23 protein-coding genes are annotated in these 22,810 nt (G+C 71.2%); 12 read left to right on the forward strand and 11 right to left on the reverse strand.

Annotated features, from left to right (window positions below; all coding sequences use genetic code 11):
- The 8 genes from MPTA5024_RS34690 to MPTA5024_RS34725 all read right to left on the reverse strand — a co-directional run.
- Positions 1-1,039, reverse strand: a 1,039-nt coding sequence (locus MPTA5024_RS34690) for an ATP-dependent helicase (protein WP_232326774.1), incomplete at its 3' end; no start/stop codon positions are given.
- A 164-nt stretch (positions 1,040-1,203) separates the two neighbouring features.
- The gene (locus tag MPTA5024_RS34695) at positions 1,204-4,101 is read right to left on the reverse strand and encodes a CDP-glycerol glycerophosphotransferase family protein (protein ID WP_036332226.1); all 2,898 of its coding nucleotides are present in this window, start codon (positions 4,099-4,101) and stop codon (positions 1,204-1,206) included.
- 51 nt (positions 4,102-4,152) lie between these two features.
- Positions 4,153-4,476 carry an MGMT family protein gene (locus MPTA5024_RS34700; protein ID WP_084370250.1) on the reverse strand — a complete coding sequence of 108 codons (324 nt, stop codon included), beginning with the start codon at positions 4,474-4,476 and terminating at the stop codon, positions 4,153-4,155.
- Complete coding sequence (locus MPTA5024_RS34705) at positions 4,464-4,835, reverse strand: hypothetical protein (protein ID WP_036332227.1); 372 nt, start codon at positions 4,833-4,835, stop codon at positions 4,464-4,466. The genes MPTA5024_RS34700 and MPTA5024_RS34705 overlap by 13 nt, the downstream gene beginning before the upstream one ends.
- Positions 4,836-4,936: 101 nt before the next feature.
- Positions 4,937-6,091, reverse strand: a complete 1,155-nt coding sequence (locus MPTA5024_RS34710; RefSeq protein ID WP_051459052.1) for a S8 family serine peptidase — start codon at positions 6,089-6,091, stop codon at positions 4,937-4,939.
- Positions 6,085-6,960: a hypothetical protein gene (locus tag MPTA5024_RS34715; RefSeq protein ID WP_036332228.1), complete on the reverse strand. Its 876-nt coding sequence runs from the start codon at positions 6,958-6,960 to the stop codon at positions 6,085-6,087. The genes MPTA5024_RS34710 and MPTA5024_RS34715 overlap by 7 nt, the downstream gene beginning before the upstream one ends.
- Positions 6,961-6,969: 9 nt before the next feature.
- Positions 6,970-8,244, reverse strand: a complete 1,275-nt coding sequence (locus tag MPTA5024_RS34720; RefSeq protein ID WP_232326775.1) for a S8 family peptidase — start codon at positions 8,242-8,244, stop codon at positions 6,970-6,972.
- Complete coding sequence (locus MPTA5024_RS34725) at positions 8,238-8,957, reverse strand: hypothetical protein (protein WP_051459053.1); 720 nt, start codon at positions 8,955-8,957, stop codon at positions 8,238-8,240. The genes MPTA5024_RS34720 and MPTA5024_RS34725 overlap by 7 nt, the downstream gene beginning before the upstream one ends.
- 153 nt (positions 8,958-9,110) lie before the next feature.
- Here MPTA5024_RS34725 and MPTA5024_RS34730 point away from each other — a divergent pair, with 153 nt between their 5' ends.
- Both MPTA5024_RS34730 and MPTA5024_RS34735 read left to right on the forward strand, forming a co-directional pair.
- A complete protein-coding gene (locus tag MPTA5024_RS34730) occupies positions 9,111-9,578 on the forward strand; it encodes a hypothetical protein (protein WP_036332229.1) in 468 nt (155 codons plus the stop codon).
- Positions 9,578-9,886, forward strand: a complete 309-nt coding sequence (locus MPTA5024_RS34735; protein WP_036332230.1) for a winged helix-turn-helix domain-containing protein — start codon at positions 9,578-9,580, stop codon at positions 9,884-9,886. The genes MPTA5024_RS34730 and MPTA5024_RS34735 overlap by 1 nt, the downstream gene beginning before the upstream one ends.
- 60 nt (positions 9,887-9,946) lie before the next feature.
- On the opposite strand, the gene moeZ is transcribed toward MPTA5024_RS34735, so the two are convergent.
- Positions 9,947-11,125: an adenylyltransferase/sulfurtransferase MoeZ gene (gene moeZ, locus MPTA5024_RS34740; RefSeq protein ID WP_036332231.1), complete on the reverse strand. Its 1,179-nt coding sequence runs from the start codon at positions 11,123-11,125 to the stop codon at positions 9,947-9,949.
- A 98-nt stretch (positions 11,126-11,223) separates the two neighbouring features.
- The gene (locus MPTA5024_RS34745) at positions 11,224-12,135 is read right to left on the reverse strand and encodes an alpha/beta fold hydrolase (protein WP_157099891.1); all 912 of its coding nucleotides are present in this window, start codon (positions 12,133-12,135) and stop codon (positions 11,224-11,226) included.
- A 428-nt stretch (positions 12,136-12,563) separates the two neighbouring features.
- On the opposite strand from MPTA5024_RS34745, the gene MPTA5024_RS34750 reads away from it, so the two are divergent.
- The 5 genes from MPTA5024_RS34750 to MPTA5024_RS34770 all read left to right on the forward strand — a co-directional run bounded on the left by MPTA5024_RS34750 (position 12,564) and on the right by MPTA5024_RS34770 (position 18,190).
- A complete protein-coding gene (locus MPTA5024_RS34750) occupies positions 12,564-13,088 on the forward strand; it encodes a hypothetical protein (protein ID WP_036332232.1) in 525 nt (174 codons plus the stop codon).
- A gap of 500 nt (positions 13,089-13,588) precedes the next feature.
- Positions 13,589-14,185, forward strand: a complete 597-nt coding sequence (locus tag MPTA5024_RS34755; protein ID WP_036332233.1) for a hypothetical protein — start codon at positions 13,589-13,591, stop codon at positions 14,183-14,185.
- A 1,805-nt stretch (positions 14,186-15,990) separates the two neighbouring features.
- Positions 15,991-16,428, forward strand: a complete 438-nt coding sequence (locus tag MPTA5024_RS34760; protein WP_036332234.1) for a hypothetical protein — start codon at positions 15,991-15,993, stop codon at positions 16,426-16,428.
- A 218-nt stretch (positions 16,429-16,646) separates the two neighbouring features.
- Positions 16,647-16,991, forward strand: coding sequence for a hypothetical protein (locus MPTA5024_RS41575; RefSeq protein WP_157099892.1), 345 nt, complete (start codon positions 16,647-16,649; stop codon positions 16,989-16,991).
- A gap of 905 nt (positions 16,992-17,896) precedes the next feature.
- Entirely contained in the window at positions 17,897-18,190 is a 294-nt protein-coding gene (locus tag MPTA5024_RS34770; protein WP_036332236.1) for a hypothetical protein, read from the forward strand.
- A 269-nt stretch (positions 18,191-18,459) separates the two neighbouring features.
- Here MPTA5024_RS34770 and ku read toward each other — a convergent pair whose 3' ends face one another.
- The gene (gene ku / locus MPTA5024_RS34775; protein ID WP_036332237.1) at positions 18,460-19,410 is read right to left on the reverse strand and encodes a non-homologous end joining protein Ku; all 951 of its coding nucleotides are present in this window, start codon (positions 19,408-19,410) and stop codon (positions 18,460-18,462) included.
- A gap of 60 nt (positions 19,411-19,470) precedes the next feature.
- Between ku and ligD (MPTA5024_RS34780) the strand changes: the two genes are divergently transcribed.
- The 5 genes from ligD (MPTA5024_RS34780) to MPTA5024_RS34800 all read left to right on the forward strand — a co-directional run bounded on the left by ligD (MPTA5024_RS34780) (position 19,471) and on the right by MPTA5024_RS34800 (position 22,629).
- Entirely contained in the window at positions 19,471-20,460 is a 990-nt protein-coding gene (ligD, locus tag MPTA5024_RS34780; protein WP_063794840.1) for a non-homologous end-joining DNA ligase, read from the forward strand.
- Positions 20,457-21,338, forward strand: a complete 882-nt coding sequence (gene ligD, locus MPTA5024_RS34785; protein WP_036332239.1) for a non-homologous end-joining DNA ligase — start codon at positions 20,457-20,459, stop codon at positions 21,336-21,338. Before ligD (MPTA5024_RS34780) ends, ligD (MPTA5024_RS34785) begins: the two co-directional genes overlap by 4 nt.
- 66 nt (positions 21,339-21,404) lie before the next feature.
- Positions 21,405-21,608 carry a hypothetical protein gene (locus MPTA5024_RS34790; RefSeq protein ID WP_036332240.1) on the forward strand — a complete coding sequence of 68 codons (204 nt, stop codon included), beginning with the start codon at positions 21,405-21,407 and terminating at the stop codon, positions 21,606-21,608.
- A 73-nt stretch (positions 21,609-21,681) separates the two neighbouring features.
- Positions 21,682-22,302, forward strand: a complete 621-nt coding sequence (locus MPTA5024_RS34795) for a TetR/AcrR family transcriptional regulator (protein WP_036332241.1) — start codon at positions 21,682-21,684, stop codon at positions 22,300-22,302.
- 96 nt (positions 22,303-22,398) lie between these two features.
- Complete coding sequence (locus tag MPTA5024_RS34800) at positions 22,399-22,629, forward strand: DUF3107 domain-containing protein (protein ID WP_036332242.1); 231 nt, start codon at positions 22,399-22,401, stop codon at positions 22,627-22,629.
- The last annotated feature ends 181 nt before the right edge of the window (positions 22,630-22,810 follow it).

The following is a 22,810-nucleotide window of genomic DNA, read 5'->3' on the forward strand; positions in this document are numbered from 1 at the left end:
CCCGGCCGCCCGCGGACGCCGGCGCCGGCACGGCCGGCAGGCGCGAGGCCACCCGCCGGGACGCCTCCAGCAGGGCGGGGCCGCTCCTGCGGCACACGCGAAGGGCGACGACGGGGGCCTCCCGCCCGTCGCGGGTGCGGAAGCGCTCGGGGAAGCGGAGGATGCCCTGCACGTCGGCGCCGCGGAAGCCGTAGATCGACTGGTCGGGGTCGCCGACGGCGACGAGGTCGCGCCCCTCGCCCGCCAGCTGCTGGAGCAGGTACTCCTGCGCGGGGTCGGTGTCCTGGTACTCGTCGACCAGCACCACGTCGTACGCGTCCCGCTCGCGCCGCCGCACCTCGCCGTCGGTCAGCAGCCCGGCCGCCTCCCGGATCAGCTCGGAGTAGTCGAGCGAGGGGACCGGGTCGAGGTCGAAGCGGTCCTGGTAGCGGAAGGAGAACAGCCCGGCGGCCTCCCAGTCGGGACGGCCGTGCTCGCGGCCCAGGTGCACGAGGGCCTCGCCGTCCAGGCCGCGCTCGGCCGCCCGGGACAGGAAGTCGCGCAGCTCCTCGGCGAAGCCCCGCGTCTTGAGCAGCTCGCGCATCCCCGGGGGCCAGTGCCGGGCGCCGTCCTCAAGCTCGCCGTGGAGCAGGCGGCGGATCTCCAGCAGCTGCTCGGGGCCGCTCAGCAGCCGCGGCGGCTCCTCGCCCGCCAGCACCGCCTCCCGGCGCAGCAGGGCGTACGCGTAGCTGTGGAAGGTGAGGGCCAGTGGGGTCCGGGTCGTCCTGCGCAGGCGGCCGGTGATCCGCTCGCGCAGCTCCCCGGCGGCCTTGCGGCTGAACGTGAGGACCAGCACCCGCTCCGGGTCCACCCCTCGCCGTTCGATCCGGTCGACCACGGTCTCGACGATCGTGGTGGTCTTCCCGGTGCCGGGCCCGGCCAGCACGAGCAGCGGGCCGCTCTCGTGATCGACGACGGCCCGCTGGTGCTCGTCCAGCACGGGCGCCGTCCGGCGTCCCACACCTCCGCGGCGCACCAGCCGGTAGTTCTGACCACTCACAACTCAGCATTCCATCAGAACACTGGGGTAGATCGTGCCTGATTGACCAGTACAGCGTGATGTGGTCTCCCCCACCTCCGCGACACGCCGTCCATGCCGTCACGGTCTGGTCACGGAAACGCGACGGCACCGGCGCGTGTGATCACGCCGGTGCCGTACGGGACTCAGGAGGAGAACACGTGCTCGACGAGGCGGGCGGTGGCCTTGCCGTTGTCGTGGGGGGCGTAGGTGCGGGCGAAGGCGGCGTAGCGGTCGGCGAGCTTCGCCGTCACCGGGCCGATGTTGCGCAGGGCCTCCACCACCTCGGCCGACGTCTCCAGACGCGGCCCCGGCCGCTGGGACTCCAGGTCCAGGTAGAGCCCGCGGCTCGACCTGTACTTCGCCAGGTCGGGGGTGAACAGCACGACCGGGCGGCCGGTGGCGACGAAGTCGAACATCACGGACGAGTAGTCGGTCACCAGCACGTCGGCGATCACCAGCAGGTCGGCCGTGTCCGGGTACGTCGTGACGTCGAAGGCGAACCCGTCGTGCGAGAGGACGTGCGGGAACGCCTGCATCATGTGGCCGCGGACCAGCACCACGTGGTCGTCGCCGAGGGCGCGCTTCGCCTCGGCCAGGTCGAGCCGCACCGAGGCGTTCCTGCGGTCGTAGTCCCGGAAGGTCGGGGCGTACAGGATCACCCGCTTGCCGTCCGGAATGCCGATGCGGCGGCGGATCGCGGCGGCCAGGGCGTCGCGGTCGCCGGAGACCAGCACGTCGTTGCGCGGGTAGCCGCACTCCAGGATCTCGCCCTCGTAGCCGAAGGCCTTCCGCAGGACGGAGGAGGCCCAGGGGCTCTGGGAGACGAGCAGGTCCCACCCGCGGACCTCCACGGCCTGGCGGTGCCAGACCGGGGGCCGGGGCTCCCGCTTCATGTGGGCCTGGTCGCGGCCGATGTGCTTGACGGGCGTGCCGTGCCAGGTCTGCACGCACACCTGGTCCTCGCGGGTGCGGAACCACTGCGGCAGGAACTGGTTGGCCACGATGTAGCGGGCCCGGGCCAGCGCCTCGTAGTGCTCCCGGCTGCCCTCGCGGACGACCGTGGGCACGACCCCGTCGCCGAGCCCCAGCTCGCGCGAGCCCGGCGGCACGAACGCGCCGTCCCTGACGACCCAGATGTGCTCGCCCTCGTCGCCGCGGCGCAGCCGCTCCTCGTAGACGGCACGCGGGTTGTCGGAGTAGGACCGGCCGTCGAAGGAGACGTACACGGTGGCGTCGCGCAGCGGGCGGGCGCGCTCGGCCGGGTAGAAGGTCCGGCTGAGCGCCCACAGGCCGGCGGCGCTGCGCTCGTCGCCCGGCCGGTCCTCGGCGGCCACCAGCACGGGCACGTCGAACCGGGTGGCGACGAACCGGTACACCCGGCCGCCGATCGTGCGCGGCTCCTCGTCGAGAACGTCGAGCCCGGGGTGGTCGAACCGGGCCGGCACCATCGCCGGGCCGTACTTGCCGGGAGGCGCCACCGAGATGTTCCAGGTGCCCTCGGCGAGCGGGACGGCCCAGCCGAAGCGCGGCATCGCCCCGGGCGACAGCGTGACGGTGAAGCGGTCGCCGTCGCGCTCGAGCGGGACGCGGATCGTGAGGCCGCCGCGGTGCCGCAGCACGAGGTCCCGGGGGCCCGGGTCGGGGTCGGGGTAGCGCCCGGCCAGCGTCAGCGACTCGTCGTGCCACTCCGCGGCTGTGATGACGGGGAGCACCCGGTGGCCCGAGATGACGACCCGGTCGCGCCGGTCGCCCTGGACGGTGATCTCCCGGTCGCCCAGCAGCAGGCGGGTCTCCTCGGCGCCCTCCAGCATGACCGCGGCGGCCGGGTCGCCCTTGGGCTCGACCCACAGCCGCCGGGCCTCGGCGTTCATGACCGTCTGCACGGCGAGCGCCAGCGAGAAGCGGGTGCCGTCGTCGACGGGCGTGAAGTCGGCCGACATGCGGTGGCCGCCGACGCGGGCCTTGCCGCGGTTGACCGGCCGGCCCGGGAGGAAGCCGGTGATCTCGATCGTGTCGCCGTCGAGGCGGACGCCGGTCAGCTCGGCCCGGGTGGGCTGGAGCACCACCTGCAGGGCCTTGTCGGACGTCCAGACGGGGCGCACCCACCACCGGGGGCGCACCCGCAGCCCGGCGGGGCGCTCGGTGCGGCCGATGGCCGGGCCGCGCAGGACGCCGCGGGCCCGGGCCGCGCGGCTCCAGATGACGATCTCGGCCCGCCAGGTCGTGGTGTCCTGGACGGTGTGGCGGCGGCGCAGCACGCGCTTGGCGCCGCGGGCCACGGCCCGCAGGCCGGCCCGCCAGCGCAGCGACAGCGGGTTGAGCTCGGCGGTGAACCCGGCCCAGTCGTAGTTGCAGCCGGGCTCGCGGGCGGCGTGGGTCGCCTCGGGCCGGTACACGCGCCGCGTCCTCAGCGTGACCCGCGGCAGCCAGCGGGGGCCGCGCAGGACGACGGTGGCCCGGTTGAAGCGGCCGCTGCGGACCGACAGCCCGGCGATGTACGCGTGACCGGTGATCCGCAGCCGGTTGCCGTTCCAGGAGATGTCGTCGATCTGGGTGACCGGGACGAGGTCGGCGGCGCGCAGCCGCAGCAGCGACTGGTCGCCGACCTCCACCGGCAGGTCGGCGTACCACCGCAGGCCCTTGCGCACCCGGCGGGACGGCTCGGCGGCCGCGGCGGCGAGCTTGGTGAGGGCGTCGCTGTCGGCCAGCTCCCCCGGGTCGCGGGTCTCGATCAGGTGACAGGCGACCCGGCGGCCCACCGGCAGGTCGCGCTTGACCTTCGGGTCGACCTCGGCGAGGTAGGGCCGGAGCACGTCGATCGCCTGACGCCGGCGAGCGGGACCGCGCTTGGCGGCCGCGTCGAGGCGGAGTCCGAGGGGCCCCACGAGCACCTCGCGGTCGATCTCCCTCCGCTGGGCGGGGGTCAGTCCCTCGGCGCGGACGAGCGCGACGAGGGCGTCGATGGGCTCGCCGCGATCATATTGCTCCTGGACAGCCCGCAGTCGTTCGGCGACGGCGTCGCTCGTGGGTGCGGGTGTCATAAGGGAGGCACCACCCTTCGGAGACCGGTGTTCTAGAAATGGTAATGCCGGTCACAGAGTCCGCCCGTCCCATCGGGCCGACCTCATGTCCGCCCGGAGGCCCCGCATGGGGGTGCCCTCCTCCCGCCACCTGGCGAAACATTCCTCTTCGAGGCCCGGAGCGGGAGTTCCATCAGTTCTGATCACCCGCCACCACGGCACGGCCCCGCCCCACAGGGCCATGACCCGGCCGACCTGGCGGGGGCCGCCCTCGCCCAGGTACTCGGCCACGTCGCCGTAGGACATGACCCTTCCCGGCGGGATGCGCTCCACGACGTCCAGGACCCGTTCCGCGTACGGCGAGGGCTCGCCGCGGCCGTCTCTCAGGCGCTCCACTCGGTGGGCCCGGCCTCGATGATCTCTTCGAGCTTGCCGAACTCGTAGCTGGACGAGCCGTTGATCTGCTCCACGACGCCGTTGCGGATGCCGTAGCTCTCGCCGTCCTCGCCGATCAGGCGGGCGCCGATGATGTCGGTCAGGCGGGCGAGCTGCGCCACCTGCCAGTCCGACCCCGGCGTGCCGACCAGCCGTCCCGACCAGGTCGCGACGTGGTGCACGGAGTCGCCGTGCCGCGCGACAACCTCGCCGGCCTCGTGCGACCCGCGCAGCTCCAATCCGGCCTGCGCCGAAACCACGCTCGCGAGTTCGGCGTAGGCGAGCGGTGCATCACGCTCTACGCGCAGCTCGTACCCCATGAGGCGGGACCATAGCGAAACTTGACCCGGCTCTGTCACCGAAAAGGCCAACATCCCGAAGACCGCATCCGAAACGCGGCCAAACGGCGGCCAACATGTGATCACCGGCGGCTGAGCGCGACGGCGGCGGCGGCGAACCCGCCGAGGCCGAGGGCGGCGGCGATGCCGTAGATCCAGAGCCTAACCGGATCCGGGCCCGGGCGCGCGGGTGCTCCGGATACCTTGCCCTTTCCGAAATGCACGCCGTCCTCGACGGGGACCGCGCGGCCGTATCCGGCCAGCTCTCCGGCCTTCCCCAGGGCGGCCGCCGCGTCCACGACGCCGAATCCGACTTTGTCGTCGTAACCGGCGGGAGGGTGCGGCCGCGACGTCGAGGAGAGCGCCCTCGCCACCAATTCAGGCGCCAAATCCGGATATTTCGCTTTTATTAGTGCGGCGGCGCCGGCGACGAGCGCGGTCGCCACCGGGGTCCCGGACATCGTGCCGTGCTTCCCCCCGGCCAGCGTCACCGGGACCTCGTACCCCGGCGCGGAGACGAGCACGGACATGTTGTCGCTGCTGGTCGCCGCCTTCTTCCCCTGCCGGTCGACGGCGGCGACGCCCACCACCCCGGGGTAGCCCGCGGGGAACTTCCAGTAGGAGGTGCCGGTCTGCCGGGTGTAGCCCGACTCCCCGTCGTCCCCGACCGCCGCGACCAGTACGACCCCCCGGGACAGCGCGTACGACACGGCGTCGCGGTCCACCCGCTGGACCCCGTAGCTGGACAGGGGGACGCAGATGACCGATGCGCCGCGGTTGGCGGCGTAGCGGATGCCGCGGGCGACCGGGCTGTCCTCCGGCGCCCCGGTCTCGGACTCGGGGTCGAGGTAGCCCCCCTCCATGGCGGGCGCGACCACCGGCACCGACAGCAGACGGGCGTCCGGCGCGACGCCGGAGGCGCCGCCGTCGCGCCCGCTTCCGGCGATCAGCGCCGCCAGCCCGGTGCCCCCGCCGTCGGAGCGCACCTCGTCGCCGAACATCGCGCCCGTCATGTCGGGCGCCTTCTCGACCTTGCCCCTCAGCTCGGGCACGCCGTCGTCGGGGTGGGCCGACCCGAGGATCGCCACCGTCACGTTCGCGCCCCTGCTGACCTTCCATGCCGTGGCCGCGTTGACCGCGTCGAGCGCCCAGTGGTCGTTCGCCGGGTCCGCGTACGCCGGCGCGGCCGTCACGAGCGCGCTGGTGAGGGCCGCGCACAGGGCGACCGGCCTCAGCACACGTTCCCCTGGGTGCACCGCGGGACGTCGGGGGGCTCGCCGAGGGCGCGGGCGATGCGGCCGGCGATCGACTCGGCCACGGGCCACATCTCGTTGTTCACCTGCTCCTCCAGGGGGATGGAGTCACGGCTCCTGCCGTCGGTGTACCCCACTGCGGAGAAGACGATGTACGGCCCGGCCCCGACCCAGCCGGTCCGCTGGCGCTGGGCCGCGCCGAACGTGTCGGTGACGGTGCCGGGGAAGGCCACGGGCCGCACGCCCACCCGGTCGTCGACGGGGAGCTCGGCCGCCGCGTCGGTGCGGGCCTGCTCGTCCCGCAGCACGGCCACGCCCACCGTGACGGCGAACGTGGAGGTCTGGTCGACGTAGGTGGCGCGCAGCATGGTCAGGCACCCGTGCCGCCGCAGCACCGAGGCCACCGGGGCGTCCACGACGGCCGCGCAGGCCGCCTCGGGGGCCACGCCGACCCTCCTGGCGTACTGCTGGGCCCGGTCGAATCCCACGTACTGGAGCTCCTCGGGGAAGACCATCCCGACGGGCCAGGAGTGCCAGCGGCGGGCCACGTCCTGCGCGACGTACGCCGCGCGCTCGGCGTCGGTGAGCGGCCGCGAGCGGGTCTCCTGGACCAGCCCGACGGACCCGAGCAGGACGTTCACGGCGGCGACCGCGAGGACCACGCCCATGATCGTCAGGTAGATCGAGCGGAACCGGATGCCCCGCTCCAGCTCGGCCCGCTCCTTGGCCGCCCTGGCGGCGGCCGCGCGCCCGCGCGAGGCGGGCCAGGGGCGCGCGCGTGCGCGGCCGGCGGACGCGCCGAGAGGCAGTCCCCGCCGGCCACCAGGCGGAGTCCTGGACTGCTCGGGCGGCATACTCCGATGCTACGTCGGCAAGCCCGTCGGCCGGGGAGCCGGAGGCATCAGCGTGCCGTCCGTTTCCCTCCGGGTCCTCCGGATGAGGAGGATCAGCACGGCCAGCCCGGCCGCCGCCACGGCGAGGGCGGCCAGCGCGACCCCGCCGTACAGCGTCACGGCCCCCTGGTCGCGCCGCACCAGGACGATGGGCTCCTGCCGTCCCGCCTCCGAGCGGAGCGGCCGGGACGGGTCCTGCACGCCCCGCCCGGAGGGGGCGCTGGTCCGGTGGCCGGCGAGGGTGTCCGCAAAGGTGAGCGCCCGGTACGCGTTGACCACCCCGAACCCCGTCCCGATGTTGTACGCGTCCCTGCGGGCGGGCGACTTCGTGAGGGCCTGGGCGATCAGCGCCGGGGACATGCGCGGGTGCAGCGACTTGATCAGGGCGGCCACGCCGGAGACGAGGGCGGTGGCCTGGGAGGTGCCGCGCCCGACCCAGTACTCGTCGTGCGGCCCGGCCCCGAGCACGTCGACGCCGGGGGCCGCCACCAGGACCGAGGAGTTCCGGTTGGAGAACGAGGCCCGCCGGAGCGTTGGGGTGACCGCGGCCACCGAGATCACACCGGGGATCGAGGCGGGGTACGAGTAGGGGGCGGTGCGCTTGCCCGCGCCGTCGTTGCCCGCGGCCGCCACCAGGACCACGCCCTTGGAGATGGCGTAGCGGATGGCATCCCGCTCGGCCTCGGTCGGCAGGTCCTTCGAGATCGACAGGTTGATGACCTCGGCGCCGTGGTCCACGGCGTACCGGATGCCCTTGGCGACGACCCCCTCGAAGCGGGAGTCGGAGTTGAACGTGCGGAAGCCCGGCTCCTCGTCCTCCAGGATCACCCGCACCGACAGCACCCTGGCCTGCGGGGCGACGCCGATGATCCCGTCGCCGCGGCCCGCGCCGTGCCCGTGCCCGGCGATGAGCGAGGCCATGTACGTCCCGTGCAGGCGGACCGGCTCGACCCCGCCGGGGTTGGCGCCGGCCGTGAAGTCCTTGCCGGTGACGACCGAGCCCGCCAGGTCGCGGTGGTCGGGGTCCACGCCGGAGTCCAGGACCGCCACGGTCACGCCTCTGCCCTGGGTGAGTTTCCACGCGTCGTCGACGTCCAGGGTGCGCAGCACGTCGCGCTGGCTCAGCCGGACGTCGTCGGCGCGGCTGGTCCCGGGCGCGAGGAGCGTTCCCGCGGCCAGCAGCGCGGCGAGCGCCGCGGCGGCCCTCCGCCCCGCCCCCGCGTGGTGCCGGCGGCGGGTCAGCACCGCCACTCCCTGCCCGCGCAGTCCGGCCGGGCGGGGGCCGTGAGCGCCGCGGCGACCACCTCGGCCAGGTCGGCCGTGAACGAGAACATCGTGGGCCGCTGCACGCCGATCGCCCGCGCCGGCCGCCCGTCCACCTGCCCGGCCGTCGTGACGACGAGGTACGGCCCCGCCTGGCGCAGGCTGGACGACTGGCGTCCGGCCTGCAGGAAGCGGTCGGTGACGGTGCCGGGGAAGGCGAGCGCGCGCAGCCCCGGCGCCGGCCTGCCGTTCCCGGGGAAGGACGCCTTGGCGGCCGCGGCCCGGGACTCGTCGGGGAACGCGGCGACCCCTACGGTGATCTCGATCCCCTGCAGCGCGTCGAGGTAGGTCGCCCGGAGCACGGCCCGGCACTTGGCGGCCGCCAGGGGCTTGCGGAGCGCGGTGTCCACCGCGCCCTTGCAGTCGTAGTGGGAGGAGATCCCGACCCGGCGGGCCTGCTCCCGCCCGCCCTGCTCGCTCGTGTACGGCAGCGTGGCGGGGAAGACGCGGCCGGCGGGCCAGCGCTCCCAGCGCCCGGCGATCTCCTCGACCGCCGCCCTGCGCAGCTCGGCGGCGCTCGGCCCCCGGGTGAGCTCGGCGACGGCGGCGCTCGCGGCGACCCCGGCGACGACCGCGAGGACCAGGGTCAGCGCGGCGGCCACGGCCACGACCGGCCAGGTCCGCGTCTCACCCACCAGCGCCTCCGCTCATTTCGTGTCGCGGCTCCCTCAGCGACCTTAACGCCCCCTAGTGGCTGCCATCCTCCCAAATCATCCCGGAAAGTACTTGACGCTATGGAAAGCGGAAAGTACTTTCCACAGTGGAAACTGAAGAGACGGGAGCCCCCCATGAACCCCGATGAGGCATCCAGGAGCCTGGCGACGATACGGGCGACGCAGGCGAAGGCGGTCGGATCCCAGCCCTGGTTCCCGACCTGGTACGCGGCCGGCGTCGGACTACTCGTGACCGGCGTCCAGTTCGTCACCGAGCCGGGCACGCCGGTCCCCGTGACGGTGGCGGGCGGCGTGGCGCTCACGGCCGCCCTGGGGGCGCTCGTCGCCCTGCTGGTCAAGGCGCGGCGGATGACGGCGCACCGGAGCGCCGTCTCACCCGCGGGGATCGCCGCGTTCCTCGTGTGGCTGCTCGCGAGCGTCGGCATCTGCCTGGCGATCGCGCTGCGCCTCGACGCCGCCGAGGTGGCCTACGCCCGCACGTACGCCGGGCTGGCCATGACGGGCTGTATGGCCGCCACCGGGCCGTTCGTCGCCCGGTGGATCTCCGGGCAGATGGCCAGGAAGATCGAGAAGAGAGTCTGATGGACCTCGATCCACTGATCCACGCGCCCACCCGGCTGCAGATCGTCTCGCTGCTGGCGGCCGCGGAGGAGGCCGAGTTCGGCTTCGTGCGCGACACCCTCGGCATCAGCGACTCGGTCCTGTCGAAGCACGGCAGCGCGCTGGAGAGCGCCGGCTACGTGCGCATCCGCAAGGGGCACGTGGGCAAGCGCCCGAAGACCTGGTTCCGGCTGACCGAGGTGGGCCGGGCCGCGTTCACCCTGTACGTGCGCGACCTGCAGACGATCGTGTCCGCCAGCGGGCTCAGCCTCGTGCCCGAGGAGTCGTGAGGGCCCGGAGACGGCGAACGGCCGCCACCCGTGGAGGGCGGCGGCCGTTCGCGTGGCGGGTCAGTAGGTGGGCAGGCTGGGGTCGACCGTCTTGATCCAGCTCAGCACGCCGCCGCCGACGTGGACGGCGTCGGAGAAGCCGGCGTTCTTGAGCACGGCCAGGACCTCCGCCGAGCGGGCGCCCGACTTGCAGTGCAGGACGATCTTCTTGTCCTGCGGCAGCCCCTCGAGCGCGGAGCCGTTCAGGAACTCGCCCTTGGGGATGAGCACGGCGCCGGGGATGTTGACGATCTCGTACTCGTTCGGCTCGCGGACGTCGATCACGTAGATGTTGTCGCCGCGGTCCTGCATGGCCTTGAGCTCGCCCGCGGTGATCGTGCTGCCCGCGGCCGCCTGCTGCGCCTCGTCGGAGATCGTGCCGCAGAACGCCTCGTAGTCGATCAGCTCGGTGATCGTCGGGTTCTTGCCGCACAGCGGGCACTCGGGGTCCTTGCGGACCTTGACGTCCCGGTACTTCATCTCGAGGGCGTCGTAGATCATGAGCCGGCCGACGAGCGGCTCGCCGATGCCGGTGAGGACCTTGATGGCCTCGGTGACCTGGATGGAGCCGATCGACGCGCACAGCACGCCGAGGACGCCGCCCTCGGCGCAGCTCGGGACCATGCCGGGCGGCGGGGGCTCGGGGTAGAGGCAGCGGTAGCAGGGGCCGTGCTCGGCCCAGAACACGCTGGCCTGCCCGTCGAACCGGTAGATCGACCCCCAGACGTACGGCTTGCCGAGCAGCACCGCCGCGTCGTTGACCATGTAGCGGGTCGCGAAGTTGTCGGTGCCGTCCACGATCAGGTCGTAGCCGGAGAAGATGTCCATCACGTTGTCGGTCGTGAGGGCCACGTTGTGGATGACGACGTCGACCAGCGGGTTGATCTCCCGCACGGTGGCCGCCGCCGACTCCGCCTTGAGGCGCCCGACGTCCGACTGACCGTGGATGACCTGGCGCTGCAGGTTGGACTCGTCGACGACGTCGAAGTCCACGATGCCCAGCGTCCCGACGCCGGCGGCGGCGAGGTACATCAGCGCGGGGGAGCCCAGGCCGCCCGCGCCCACACACAGGACCTTGGCGTTCTTCAGGCGCTTCTGTCCCGCCATTCCCACATCGGGGATGATCAGGTGACGCGAGTAGCGGCGCACCTCGTCGACGGTCAGCTCAGCTGCCGGCTCTACCAGCGGTGGCAACGACACAGTCCCACTCCCGTTTTCGTGCCAATGGTCGCGCTCGGCTCCATGGGCCCATCACAGCTCTTCTCACAACTTAACCGGGGTGGCCCCGCATTCCCCAATCACGCAGATCGGCGCAGCGGAATCCGTGTCTGGCCCAGAAGGCGGCGGACTTCGGCGGCGACGACCTCCGGATACTCCATCTGCGCCACGTGCCCGGCGTGGGGCAGCGTGACGAGACGCACGTCCGGGAACACCCGGCCGGCGCGGTGCGCCATCCGGGCGTGCACGAGCCGGTCGCGCAGCCCGTAGATCACCAGAGTGGGGGCCGTCACCCGGGCCGCCTGACGCCACAGGTTCTCCGAGCCCAGACGGAAGTACTCCCGCACGATCGCCCGCGCGCATTCGATCATTGCGGTCCCCGAGTACGGCAGGCCGTCCCGCCGCCGCAGCTCCTCCACGGCCTCGCGGAGCCGCTCCGGGTGGACGCGGCCGACGTCGGCGTAGCACATGCTCAGCGTCGCCCTCATACGCCGCTCGGGCGGGAGCGCGCCGAGCCACCGGAGGGCCAGCTCCCCCAGGCGCGGCGCGGCGGACATGGCGACCCGGGCCGGGCCGTACCGCGGCATGAGGTCGGGCAGGGCGGGCGAGACCAGGGTCAGCGTCTTGACGAGGTCGGGCCGGGTGGCCGCGACCCGGACGGAGACGGCGCCGCCCATCGAGTTGCCGAGCAGGTGGACGGGGCCGCCGATGTGCTCGACGAGCCGCGCCACCGCGTTCGCGTGCCCGGCGACCGAGTAGTCGCCGTCCTCCGGCTCCGGGGAGTAGCCCGCTCCCGGCAGGTCGACAGCGACGCCCCGGACGTCGCCGGCCAGCTCGCCCATGAGGTCGGTCCAGTTCGTGGCCGACCCGGCCAGGCCGTGGACGTAGACCGCCGTCTCGCCCGGCCCCTCAGGCGTCGTCCGCACATGGAGCGACGCGTCTCCCACATCCACGAGCCTGCCGGGCCACTGCGGAATCGGCTCGACATCCACGCGTCCTCCCCTGTTCGCCTTCTGTTCCGACGATAACCCCCCGCCGTACGCCTTCCCATGGGGACGGCGGCCGGACGCATCCGCTACCCGGGATGGGCCGGGCCGATGCCGTACGGCCCATTGATGCGTATGGCGAGGCCCGCGAACCCGACATCCAACGGTCCCGACGGAACGGCTAAATCGCCCATATTCGGACATTTCAAATGCGACAAGAATGACATTTCCGAGCAAAGTGAGCAGTAGCCGTCCAACCTCGTCAATAAAGCGATAAGCGGATGGCAAAAGCCGCCGATCGCCGTTTGTCCCTTGGGCGGCGAGGAAATCAAGACAATGCAGGGATGATCCGTAAGGGTCGTCAGAAAGGGCATTTTCCTGGTTGTTTGGAAAGTGCCGGAGTGTCGGGGCAGAAATCCTTAGGGGGAAATGAAATGCCCAAGTTGAACAACCTCGTCGGGGTCCTGGCGATCAGCGCCGCGATGACCGGTGGCGCCGTCGCCCTCGGCAACGTGGTGACCGCGACCTCCGCGAACGCCGCCACCGTCATGGGTGGCTACGTCGGCGGCCCCTCCTACGTGAGCCGTGCCTACCCGCGCCTGAGCAACCGGCAGGGCCAGGGCACGAAGAACAAGAACAAGAACAAGCAGTGGCAGCACGAGCGCCAGCACCAGAACCAGCACCAGTTCCTGCTGCGTGACTTCACCCTGGTCCTGACGCCGTTCCAGAAGACGGAGACCGACTCGCGGGCCCTGCCGTACAACTGGCAGGCCTCCGACACCCGGGCGCAGCCGTGGAACCGCCAGGACTCGCAGACGGACACCCGCTCGAACCCGAAGCAGAAGCAGGACAGCGAGGCGGAGAACGACAACGACCCGTCGAAGAAGCAGATCGACATCGACGGCAAGCCGTATCCGGTCGCGACCGTGACCGTGACCGCGGCGCCCGTCGCCCCCTGATCCGGGGGGGAGACCGGGCCGAGCAGCCGCCTGAACGGCCGTAACGGCCCCGACGCCGTGGAGTGACGCGATGAGAAAGGGAGTCCGCGCCCGCCCGTGACCCTGGTCCTTCCGGGTAACGGTGAACATCGGGCGGGCGCGGACGCCCCGTGCGCGGAGGCCCTGCTGAGGGGGGCCGCTCGTCCCGCGTACGACATCGCGGCGACTGGTGTCCACGGCGGGGCCGATCGGCACCCGCGGCGCTCACTCGTCTGATCCGAGCCGTGGCCCGCCTCCGGGTCGTCCGGTGGCGGGCCCTCGGCATCACGCCATGTGTTCGCGCCGCGTCGCATCGCGGCGGCAGTACACGCCCTCACGCTCACGCGCGGTCCGCCGTGCGTCCTTCTCCTCACGGACTGTGCTCCGGAGGGGGCCCGCATCCGCCGTCCGGCGTCCCGGGACAACGGGCACGACGGCGGACCCGCCGGGCGGGGGCGAGCATTTTCAAGGAGAGAAGCATCATGTCCACGATGAAGAACCTGGTCGGCCTCCTCGCTGCGAGCGCCGCCCTGACCGGCGGTGCCGTCGCTCTCGGCACGGCCGTCACCAGCACCTCCGCGAGCGCCGCCACGGTGATGGGCGGCAACGTCGGGGGCGGCCGCCCGGTCGCACGCCACTACGTCCGCAGCTACTACCCCGTGGCGTCCAACCGGCAGGGCCAGGGCTCCAAGGCCAAGAACAAGAACAAGCAGCACCAGCACGGACGGCAGTACCAGAACCAGCGTCAGTTCCTCATGCGGGACTTCACGCTGGTGCTCACGCCGTTCCAGAAGGCCGAGAACTCCGCGGCCTCCATTCCGTGGAACCACCAGCAGACGGACGCCAGCGTGCACCCGCGGAACAACCAGCAGGAGTGGACGAACACGAAGTCCGACCCGAGTCAGTACGACCAGGCGGACGCCGAGAACAACAACGACCCGTCGATGCACAAGGGCGGCTACATGGGGGCGTACCCGCGGACCGGGGCCGTCGCTCCGGCGACCGTCGTGACTCCGACGCCGACCGTGACCGTGACCGTCACGCCTGACGCCGCAGTCCCGCTGACCGCCGTGCCGTAGTCCGTCACGCCGGTTCCGTCGCCTGCGGCGACACGTTTCGCCAGCCGCTCGCCGGCTGTCCCAGGGGCCTGACCGGCCCTGATGTGAGTGAGTACGCATGACGGGTGACCGTCTCCGGTCCTGTGGACCGGGGCGGCGTCCGTGAGAACCGTCACGGCCGAGACCGGCCGGGACCTGATCGAGCACCACCCATAAGCGCCCCCGCGGTACGGCTCCTCACCGAACCGGGAGCCCGTGTCGGGACGCTGCACATATATAGAGGCCAGGGCTCCGGCGGGCGACGCCCCCGGAGTCCTGGCCCATTGCCTTTTCGCCCTGTACGGCTCGCCCGCCGTGGGGGGACGCCGGGCCGGTCCCGGACGGGCCCGCGGCGGTCCTCGGGCGCTTTCTGCGGCGTCCCGGCCTCGGCGACTTTCCACGAGTCCGGCGGTGCCGTACCGACTCCCAGGGCCGTCATGGGCTTTCTCACCGGCGCGGCCGGCACAGCGCGGCGTCGGCACGGGTGTCCAGCGCGTATGGCGGCGTCCCGTTCATGGGGGCCTGCGACGGCCTCTCGGGCGTTCGCCGGCTCGCCGGTGGGGGGTCATCCGCCTTTCGCGGGCTCCGGGGGCTCACGGGCTTTCCATCGGCTCCGGGTGGCGCAACGGCCGCTGGGCCACGTCCAGCGGCGTACGGCCGCGCCGGGGACGTCCGGGAGGCTCTTCAGCGGCGTCGGCGACCGGCCGGCGTGGTAGGCCGGCGCGGTCGGCCAGGTGGTCGGCAGACGTGGTCGGCAGACGTGGTCGGCCGGCGCGGTCTGCAAGCGTGGTCTGCAAGCGTGGTCTGCAAGCGTGGTCGGTCGGCGCGACCGGCCGGGGTGCGAGCGCCTCACAGGGGCCCCGGAACGGCTGCCCGCCCTTGCTCGACCGAGCGACCCCCACCGTGGTGTCGTCATGGGAGCTGCCTTCACGCCGTCCCGCGGGGTCTTCACACCGTTTTGGCGATGCCGTCGCGCCTTCACGCCTTTCGCGGTGCCTTCACGCTGTCGCCCATTGCGCCGTCGCGCCGTCTCGCGGGGCCTTCGCACCGTCGCTCTTTCGCGCCTTCTGGCGTGGCTTTCACACCGTCTCTCGCGGCTTTGCCTGGTCATCTGGGGGCCGAGGCTTCCGGGCACGACCCCGGAAGACCTCCAGGGCTTCTTCGTGCCCCTGACGGCCTTTCAGCGCCTCGGGCGCCTTTCTGCGTCGGCGTCCTTCCGACGACTGCCGGCGCGCCGTTTCCCCGTCGTCTCGGCTGGATGCCCGGCGGAGCATTCCCGCCGGGTCTCGGGCAGAGGCGGGCGCGATCCCGTCGCGGCTTCCGCCTCCGGCCGAAGCCCTGTTCCGCCACCGGGCGCTTCACGCGACCGGCTTTTCACGTCCCGCACGCGCGTTTCCGCCGCCGTTTCGCGGCCGAGTTGTCCGCCGGCCCGTTCTCGGCCCCGTACTGGCGACAGCAGGCGGACAGGGCCGTCTTTGCGACCGCCCTACGCGGCCGGAGGCCGGCGGACGGGGACCCAGATACACCCGCCGTATACGGCATGCGAGCTTCGTCCCAACTCGGAAAAACGGACATACCGCTACAAAGCAGTCATTAACTGTCTAAGGCTTCCCATAAAGCGATAATAAGCGATCAAAAGCCTGTGATCCTCGTTTGTAGCCAGACGGCCCCGGAAATCAAGACAGCGCAGGAACATGGTCCATTAGAGGGCCATGACTACATTTCTCGGTAGTTCGGAGAAATGTTAGGGAATTCGGGGCAGAAACTTGGGGGGAAACTCAATGCCCATGTTCACGAAGGTCCTCGCCAGCGTCGCACTCGGCACCGTGCTTGCGGGCGGCGCTCTCGCCGTCGGTGCCACCGCGGCCAGCGCAGGCACCAAGGACGACAAGAACACCGAGCGGGACGTCCGCGCCGACAACCAGTCCGACCGCGACAACAACGACTGGTGGAACAACGACCGCAACTGGCTGCGCGACAACAACAACTGGTGGGGCCAGAACAACTGGAAGTTCGACAAGACCGACCACTCGGCCTTCGGCATCGCCGCCAAGGACGTGGCCGTCGGCTTCCAGGACAAGACCGACAAGGACGACTTCTGGAACAACCAGAACTGGTGGAACCGGAACGACAACCAGAACAACCGTGACGACCGGTGGTGGAACCGGGACGACCGGAACAACGACCGCCAGTTCGACAAGGAGAAGGAAGTCGAGCACAAGTAAGTAGCAGTTCGGAAAAAGCAGTCCAGGAAAGCGGTTCAGCATAGCAGTTAAGCAAAGCAGTCAACTGGCCTGACGGCCCGTCGTAGTACCTCTCTCTCGACATTCTTCTGGAATGTCAAGAATTCAGTGGCAGTACCACCTTTCACAGAAAGGCAGTACCCATGTTCAAGAAGGTCTTCGCCGGTCTCGCCCTCAGCACCGCCATCGTTGGTGGCGCCATGACTCTCGGCGCCTCCGCGGCCAGTGCCAGCACGATCCCCACGGGCAACTGCAGCAGCCCGTGTTGGAACAATAACAACAACAACAACTGTTGGAACAACAACAACGACTGCTGGAACAACAACAACTGCTGGTGGAACAACAACTGCTGGAACAGCTGCCGTGACGACAACTCGTCCTTCGCCATCGCGACCAAGGATGTCTGCATCGGCTTCCAGGACAAGACCAGTCGGAACGACTGCTGGAACAACAACTGCTGGTTCAACAACAACGACTGCTTCAACAACAACGACTGCAACTGGTTCAACAACAACAACAACGACTGCGGCAACGGCTGCAACTGAACCAGTGGCCTGACGGCCTTCGTGAATGAGCCGTAGCCATGCGCAGACCGGCTGGGAGGCGAGAGGGACCGCGCTTCGCGGGGACCCGGCGCCGTTGACGAGGCGGTGACGGGGAACCGGGAGCACCGGCCCCTCCACACCCCCTCCCAGTCGGGACGGACATTCGTACAGGGCACATAGGCAGGGGCCCCGGTGGAAGCTCTTCCACCGGGGCCCTGGCTTGTCCGCTCCGCCGCGACCTACGACCCAGACAGCCCGCCACCCGCCGGCGCCCCGATAGCCCGTGCCACAGCCCGCCGTCCGCCTCCGCCACCCCGATAGACAGCGCCGCACCCCGCCGTCCGCCTCCGCCACCCCGCCCCGCCGTTCCGCCTCCTGCTACTCCCGCCGCCCTGACGGGCCGCCATGCGCACCTCCCCAGATCGCGCACCCGCCCAGGCGCCCAGGCGCCCGCCGAAGCCTCCCCACCGTCCGTTTCCAGCGGGTCGCTCCGATCGACCGTTCATCCCGCGTCTCGGTGGCCACCCCCGGCATCCGTCGACTCTCCACGGCGGCGTAGGCCCTTGGAGCAGGGCGGCGACGCATGCGGATGAAGACTCTCCAGGCCGTTTCCAGGGCGTCGGACGGTCCGATGCCGGTAGGTTGGGCGTTCGGCCACCAGGCCTCCGAGGCTCGTGTCGCGACACCAAACCGGACATAACGGTACAAACGTCGCATTTCTCCTCTCGGATCCCACCACAAACGGACAACAACCCCTAAAGGGGCGATTCGTCCCGTTTGTCGCCCAGCGAATCCGGCAATCAAGACATCGCGGGAGAGATAGCTCATTAAGGGCTATCAGTGACATTTCTGCTCAATTGGGAAATGTCATGTCGGGCAATCGATCCTTTCAAGGAGGACACGCAATGCCCACTTTCCGGAACGTCATCGCGGGCCTGGCCATCAGCACGGCCCTGACCGGCGGGGCTGTCGCCCTGAGCGCCGCCACCGGTGCGAGCGCCGCGAGCGCCACCACTGCCACGGTCGCCTCGTGCTGGGGCAACGGTCACGGCGGTGCCTGGCGTCGCTGCCACCGGTTCGACCGCTTCCGCAGTGAGCGGCGGTTCCGCAAGACCGTGCAGGCCGCCCTTGTCGGCGTCCGCAGCGGCAACCGCTCGACGGGCGACACGATCGTCGACATCGACAACGACGCCGACTGACGGAGCAGGCCGCGATGACCTCCGCGCCACCGGCCGGGGAGTGTGGAGACCGTGGGGCCCGGTGCGCCTCGACCGCCGTCGGTGACGGCGGCCGGGGGTAGGGGGACACCGGGACACCCGGCCGGCCTCGTGACGCTCTCCGGAACAGGAACCGCACTCCGGGGCGCGGAGACCACGGAGGAGAACGGAGCTCCGGCGGACACCGTCCGCCGGAGCTTCTCGACGTGTGGAACCCGCGAGGGCACGCGCACACCGCGCGCTGCGGACGATCAGGCGGAGCGGCGGGTCTTGCGCTTGCGAGCGGGCGCCTTCTCGTCCTCGTCCGCGCCGTTCGCGGCCGCCTTCCTGGCCGCCGGCTTCTCCTCCGACGCCTCGGCCGCGCGCTTGGCCGGGGCCTTCTTCTTCGCGCCGGCCGCGCCGGACGCCCGGCCCGCGCCCGCCCCCTCGCGCTCCCGCTTGGCGGCCTCGACGCTCGCGCGCAGCGCCGCCATGAGGTCCACCGCGGGCCCCTGCTCGGCCGGGGCCTCGGCGGCGACGACCTCCCGGCCGGCCACCTTGGCCTCGATGACCTCCTGCAGCGCCTCGCGGTAGGCGTCCTTGTACTCGGCGGGGTCGAAGTCGGCGACCATCGTGTCGATCAGCGACTCGGCCATCTTCAGCTCCTGCGGCCGGACGTCGACGTCCTCCTCCAGGAACGGGAACTCCGCCTCACGCACCTCGTCCGGCCAGAGCATCGTCTCCAGCACGAACACGCCGTCGCGCACGCGCAGCGTAGCCAGCGACTCGCGCTGGCGCAGCGCCACCTTCACGATCGCGACCTGGCCCGAGCGCTCCAGGGCGTCCCGCAGCAGCACGTACGGCTTGGCCCCCTGGCCGTCGGGCTCCAGATAGTACGACTTGGCGAAGTAGATGGGGTCGATCTGCTCCACGGGGGTGAACTGCAGCACGTCGATCCGCCGGGACGTGCTGAGAGGCAGGTCGGCGAAGTCCTCGTCGGTCAGCACCACGATCTCGCCGGTCGCCAGCTCATACCCCTTCGCGATGTCGGAGTACGGCACCTCTTCGCCGTCGACCGTGCAGACCCTCTTGTACTTGATCCGGCCGCCGTCCTCCCGGTGCATCTGGTGGAACGAGACGTCCTTCTGCTCGGTCGCCGAGTAGAGCTTCACCGGGATCGTGACCAGACCGAACGAGATCGCGCCTTTCCAGATGCTGCGCATAACTACATTCTCGTCTCTTTGTTCGAATGCGGCTATAGTGGGATTCAAGGGACTTACCTCATGGGCAGGTACCCACTTATGGCGGTGCCGTACCCGGTTGAACCCATGCTCGCGATCCCCGGCGAGCTCCCCCAGGCGCGCGACGCGTACGCCCTGGAGGTGAAATGGGACGGCATCCGCGCGATCGCGTACGTCGACCGGGGTGTCCGGGTGACGGGACGCCACGGCGCGGACTTCACCGCGCGCTACCCGGAGATCGGCGCCCTCGCGGGCCCGCTGGCCGGCCGCAGGGCGGTCATCGACGGGGAGGTGGTGGCCTTCGATCCCCAGGGGCGGCCCAGCTTCGCCCGCCTGCAGCGCCGGATGCACAACACCGACCCGGCGGGCTCGCGGCTGCTCGACCACTTCCCGGTCACGTACATGCCGTTCGACCTGCTCCACCTCGACGGGCGGACGCTGTTCGACGTGCCGTACGGCGAGCGGAGGGCGCTGCTCGACTCGCTCGGTCTCGCGGTGCCGCCGAACTTCCCGTGTGAGCCCGAGGTGCTGGAGGCGACCCGGATGCAGGGGCTGGAGGGGGTGGTGGCCAAGCGCCTCGACTCGCCGTACCGGCCGGGACGGCGCTCCGAGTGGTGGGTCAAGGTCAAGAACCTGCGGACGGCCGAGGTGGTGGTCGGCGGCTGGAAGCCCGGGAAGGGACGCCGGGCGGGCGGCGTCGGCTCACTCCTGGTCGGCATGTACACCGGGCCGCCCCTCTCCGGACCGCCCCTCGGCGGGTTCCTCTTCGTGGGGCACGTGGGCACCGGGTTCACCGACGCCATGCTGGACGACACCCTCCGCCTGCTTGAACCGCTCGAGATCGGGCAGAGCGCCTTCTCTGACGAGCTTCCGCGGGCGGTCGGCAAGGACGCCCGGTGGGTGCGCCCGGAGATCGTGGGGGAGGTCGCCTTCACGATGTGGACCCGCGACGGGCGCCTGCGCAACCCTGTGTGGCGGGGCGTGCGGGCGGACAAGATGCCCGCGGAGGTACGGCGAGAGGAGGGGCGATGACGAGCAAGGTGCGGGTGAAGGTCGGCAGCAGGCAACTGGCGTTGACCAACCTCGACAAGGTGCTCTACCCCGACGCCGCCTACACGAAGGCCGAGGTCATCGACTACTACACGCGGATCTCTCCGGTCCTGCTCCCCCACCTTCGAGGGCGGCCGCTCACGGTGAAGCGCTACCCGGACGGCGTGGACGGTCAGTTCTTCTTCGAGAAGAACATCCCGGCCCACACCCCCGAGTGGGTCCGCGCGGTCCGGCTCCCCGCGCCGGGCAGCACCAAGAACCGCGAGGAGATCGACTTCGCCGTGGTCGACGACCTGCCGACGCTGGTCTACTACGCCAACCTGGCCGCGCTGGAGATCCACGTGCCCATGTGGCGGGTCGGCGAGGACGGGAAGCCGGTCCCGCCCGACACGCTGGTCTTCGACCTCGACCCCGGCGCGCCGGCCACGATCGTCGAATGCTGCCGCGTCGCCCTCCTGCTGCGCGAGGCGCTCAAGGACGACGGGCTGGAGAGCTTCCCCAAGACCAGCGGCAACAAGGGCATGCAGCTGTACGTGCCGTGGGACCGGGACGCCGCCACCTCCGACTACGCCAAGGCCCTGGCCCGGCGGATGGAGTCGGAGCACCCGTTCGTCACGAGCGTGATGGCGAAGAAGGCCAGGCCCGGCAAGGTCTTCATCGACTGGAGCCAGAACAACCCGGCCAAGACCACAATCGCGCCGTACTCGCTGCGCGCCAACCGCGTGCCGACCGTCTCGACGCCGCTGCTGTGGGAGGAGGTGGAGGACTGCGACAGCCCCGACAGGCTCGTGTTCACCGCCGACGACGTGCTGGAGCGCGTCGCGGAACACGGCGACCTCTTCTCGCCGGTCGGCGCGTAGGTCCCGCGCCGACCGGGCCGTAGGGTGGACCTGTCGCAGCAGACCTTCGAACGGGAGGATGGCCAGATGTCCGAGATGGACCCCCTCGACGACGTCGTCGAGGAGATCTCGATCGAGGCCCCCGAGGCCGACGCGGTCGAGCAGCGCCAGCTGGTGAGGATCGCGGAGGACGCCCGCTGGCCGGAACGGATCCCGTTCGACGCCGACCCGGCCGACGTCGCGGAACAGGAGCGCACGGTTGACCTCGGCGAAGACGAGGACTATCGCTGACCTGCTTTACCGACACGTAGGATGAGGCCCCGGGGCGGGAGCCCCCGACGCGCATCCTTGCAAGGAGACTGCCGTGACCGCTACCCCGGACGCCAAACCCCGGGGCACCCGGCTACCCCGGATGGCCCGCCGCCGCCAGCTTCTGAGCGCGGCGCAAGAAGTCTTCGTGGAGAACGGCTACCACGCGGCCGCGATGGACGAGATCGCCGAGCGGGCCGGTGTGAGCAAGCCCGTGCTCTACCAGCACTTTCCGGGCAAGCTGGAGCTCTACCTCGCGCTGCTCGACCTGCACGTCGACGACATGGTGAGCCGCTGCCGGCAGGCCCTCGCGTCCACCACCGACAACAAGCAGCGGGTGCAGGCGGCCATCGGCGCGTTCTTCGACTTCGTCTCCAGCCAGGGTGAGGCGTTCCGGCTGGTCTTCGAGTCCGACCTGCGCAACGTCGCCCCCGTGCGGCAGCGGATGGAGCGGTCGCTCCGCGAGAGCGCCGAGGCGATCAGCCAGGTGATCCAGGAGGACACCGGCTGCTCCAGCGACGAGGCCCACCTGCTGGGCGTGGGGCTGGTCGGCATGGCCGAGGTGAGCGCCCGCTACTGGCTCACCAGCCACGGCTCCATCCCCAAGGAGGCGGCGACCCAGCTCATGGCCCGTCTCGCCTGGCGCGGCATCAGCGGCTTCCCCCGTACGGGCTGACGAGGATTTCTGTTCGCTTGACGCGATCACGTGGCGCTCCCCGCCCGCCGGGCGGCGACGATGGGTAGGGACCAGCCCTCCTGAAAGGGGAGCCCGATGGAAATCAAGATCGGTGTGCAGTCCGTGCACCGTGAGCTCGTGGTGGACACCGACCTGTCGGCCGAGGAGATCGAGGAGGAGCTCCGCAAGGCGCTCGCGTCCGACAAGGGCGTCTTCTCGCTCACCGACACCAGCGGCCGCCGCGTCGTCGTCCCCGTCGCCTCGCTCGGATTCGTGGAGATCGGCGAGGACGAGACCCGTCCCGTCGGTTTCGGCGGCACCCTCTGATCACGGGAGGGACACCCGCATCCTGTTGATCCCGGGCGGGGACACCCGCTCCCGGGATGAACACCCGCGCGACCCCTCCCGGCTGAGCGCACGCGGGACCGCCCTCCCCACCTGGACGCGGCGGGAACGGCCCGGGGCGGCCTCGGCCGAGGCCGGGCGGCCCGCGGTCCCGGGCACGCCG

The sequence above is a fragment of the Microbispora sp. ATCC PTA-5024 genome, from assembly GCF_000511135.2.
In the GTDB taxonomy this organism is placed as follows: domain Bacteria; phylum Actinomycetota; class Actinomycetes; order Streptosporangiales; family Streptosporangiaceae; genus Microbispora; species Microbispora corallina.

What these genes read in the sequence shown, in the direction of transcription:
- MPTA5024_RS34695 (WP_036332226.1), bottom strand. Translation starts at nt 4,101, where the DNA reads ATGACACCCGCACCCACGAGCGACGCCGTCGCCGAACGACTGCGGGCT.
- MPTA5024_RS34705 (WP_036332227.1), bottom strand. Translation starts at nt 4,835, where the DNA reads ATGGGGTACGAGCTGCGCGTAGAGCGTGATGCACCGCTCGCCTACGCC.
- MPTA5024_RS34715 (WP_036332228.1), bottom strand. Translation starts at nt 6,960, where the DNA reads ATGCCGCCCGAGCAGTCCAGGACTCCGCCTGGTGGCCGGCGGGGACTG.
- MPTA5024_RS34730 (WP_036332229.1), top strand. Translation starts at nt 9,111, where the DNA reads ATGAACCCCGATGAGGCATCCAGGAGCCTGGCGACGATACGGGCGACG.
- MPTA5024_RS34735 (WP_036332230.1), top strand. Translation starts at nt 9,578, where the DNA reads ATGGACCTCGATCCACTGATCCACGCGCCCACCCGGCTGCAGATCGTC.
- MPTA5024_RS34750 (WP_036332232.1), top strand. Translation starts at nt 12,564, where the DNA reads ATGCCCAAGTTGAACAACCTCGTCGGGGTCCTGGCGATCAGCGCCGCG.
- MPTA5024_RS34755 (WP_036332233.1), top strand. Translation starts at nt 13,589, where the DNA reads ATGTCCACGATGAAGAACCTGGTCGGCCTCCTCGCTGCGAGCGCCGCC.
- MPTA5024_RS34760 (WP_036332234.1), top strand. Translation starts at nt 15,991, where the DNA reads ATGTTCACGAAGGTCCTCGCCAGCGTCGCACTCGGCACCGTGCTTGCG.
- MPTA5024_RS41575 (WP_157099892.1), top strand. Translation starts at nt 16,647, where the DNA reads ATGACTCTCGGCGCCTCCGCGGCCAGTGCCAGCACGATCCCCACGGGC.
- MPTA5024_RS34770 (WP_036332236.1), top strand. Translation starts at nt 17,897, where the DNA reads ATGCCCACTTTCCGGAACGTCATCGCGGGCCTGGCCATCAGCACGGCC.
- ku (WP_036332237.1), bottom strand. Translation starts at nt 19,410, where the DNA reads ATGCGCAGCATCTGGAAAGGCGCGATCTCGTTCGGTCTGGTCACGATC.
- ligD (WP_063794840.1), top strand. Translation starts at nt 19,471, where the DNA reads ATGGGCAGGTACCCACTTATGGCGGTGCCGTACCCGGTTGAACCCATG.
- ligD (WP_036332239.1), top strand. Translation starts at nt 20,457, where the DNA reads ATGACGAGCAAGGTGCGGGTGAAGGTCGGCAGCAGGCAACTGGCGTTG.
- MPTA5024_RS34790 (WP_036332240.1), top strand. Translation starts at nt 21,405, where the DNA reads ATGTCCGAGATGGACCCCCTCGACGACGTCGTCGAGGAGATCTCGATC.
- MPTA5024_RS34800 (WP_036332242.1), top strand. Translation starts at nt 22,399, where the DNA reads ATGGAAATCAAGATCGGTGTGCAGTCCGTGCACCGTGAGCTCGTGGTG.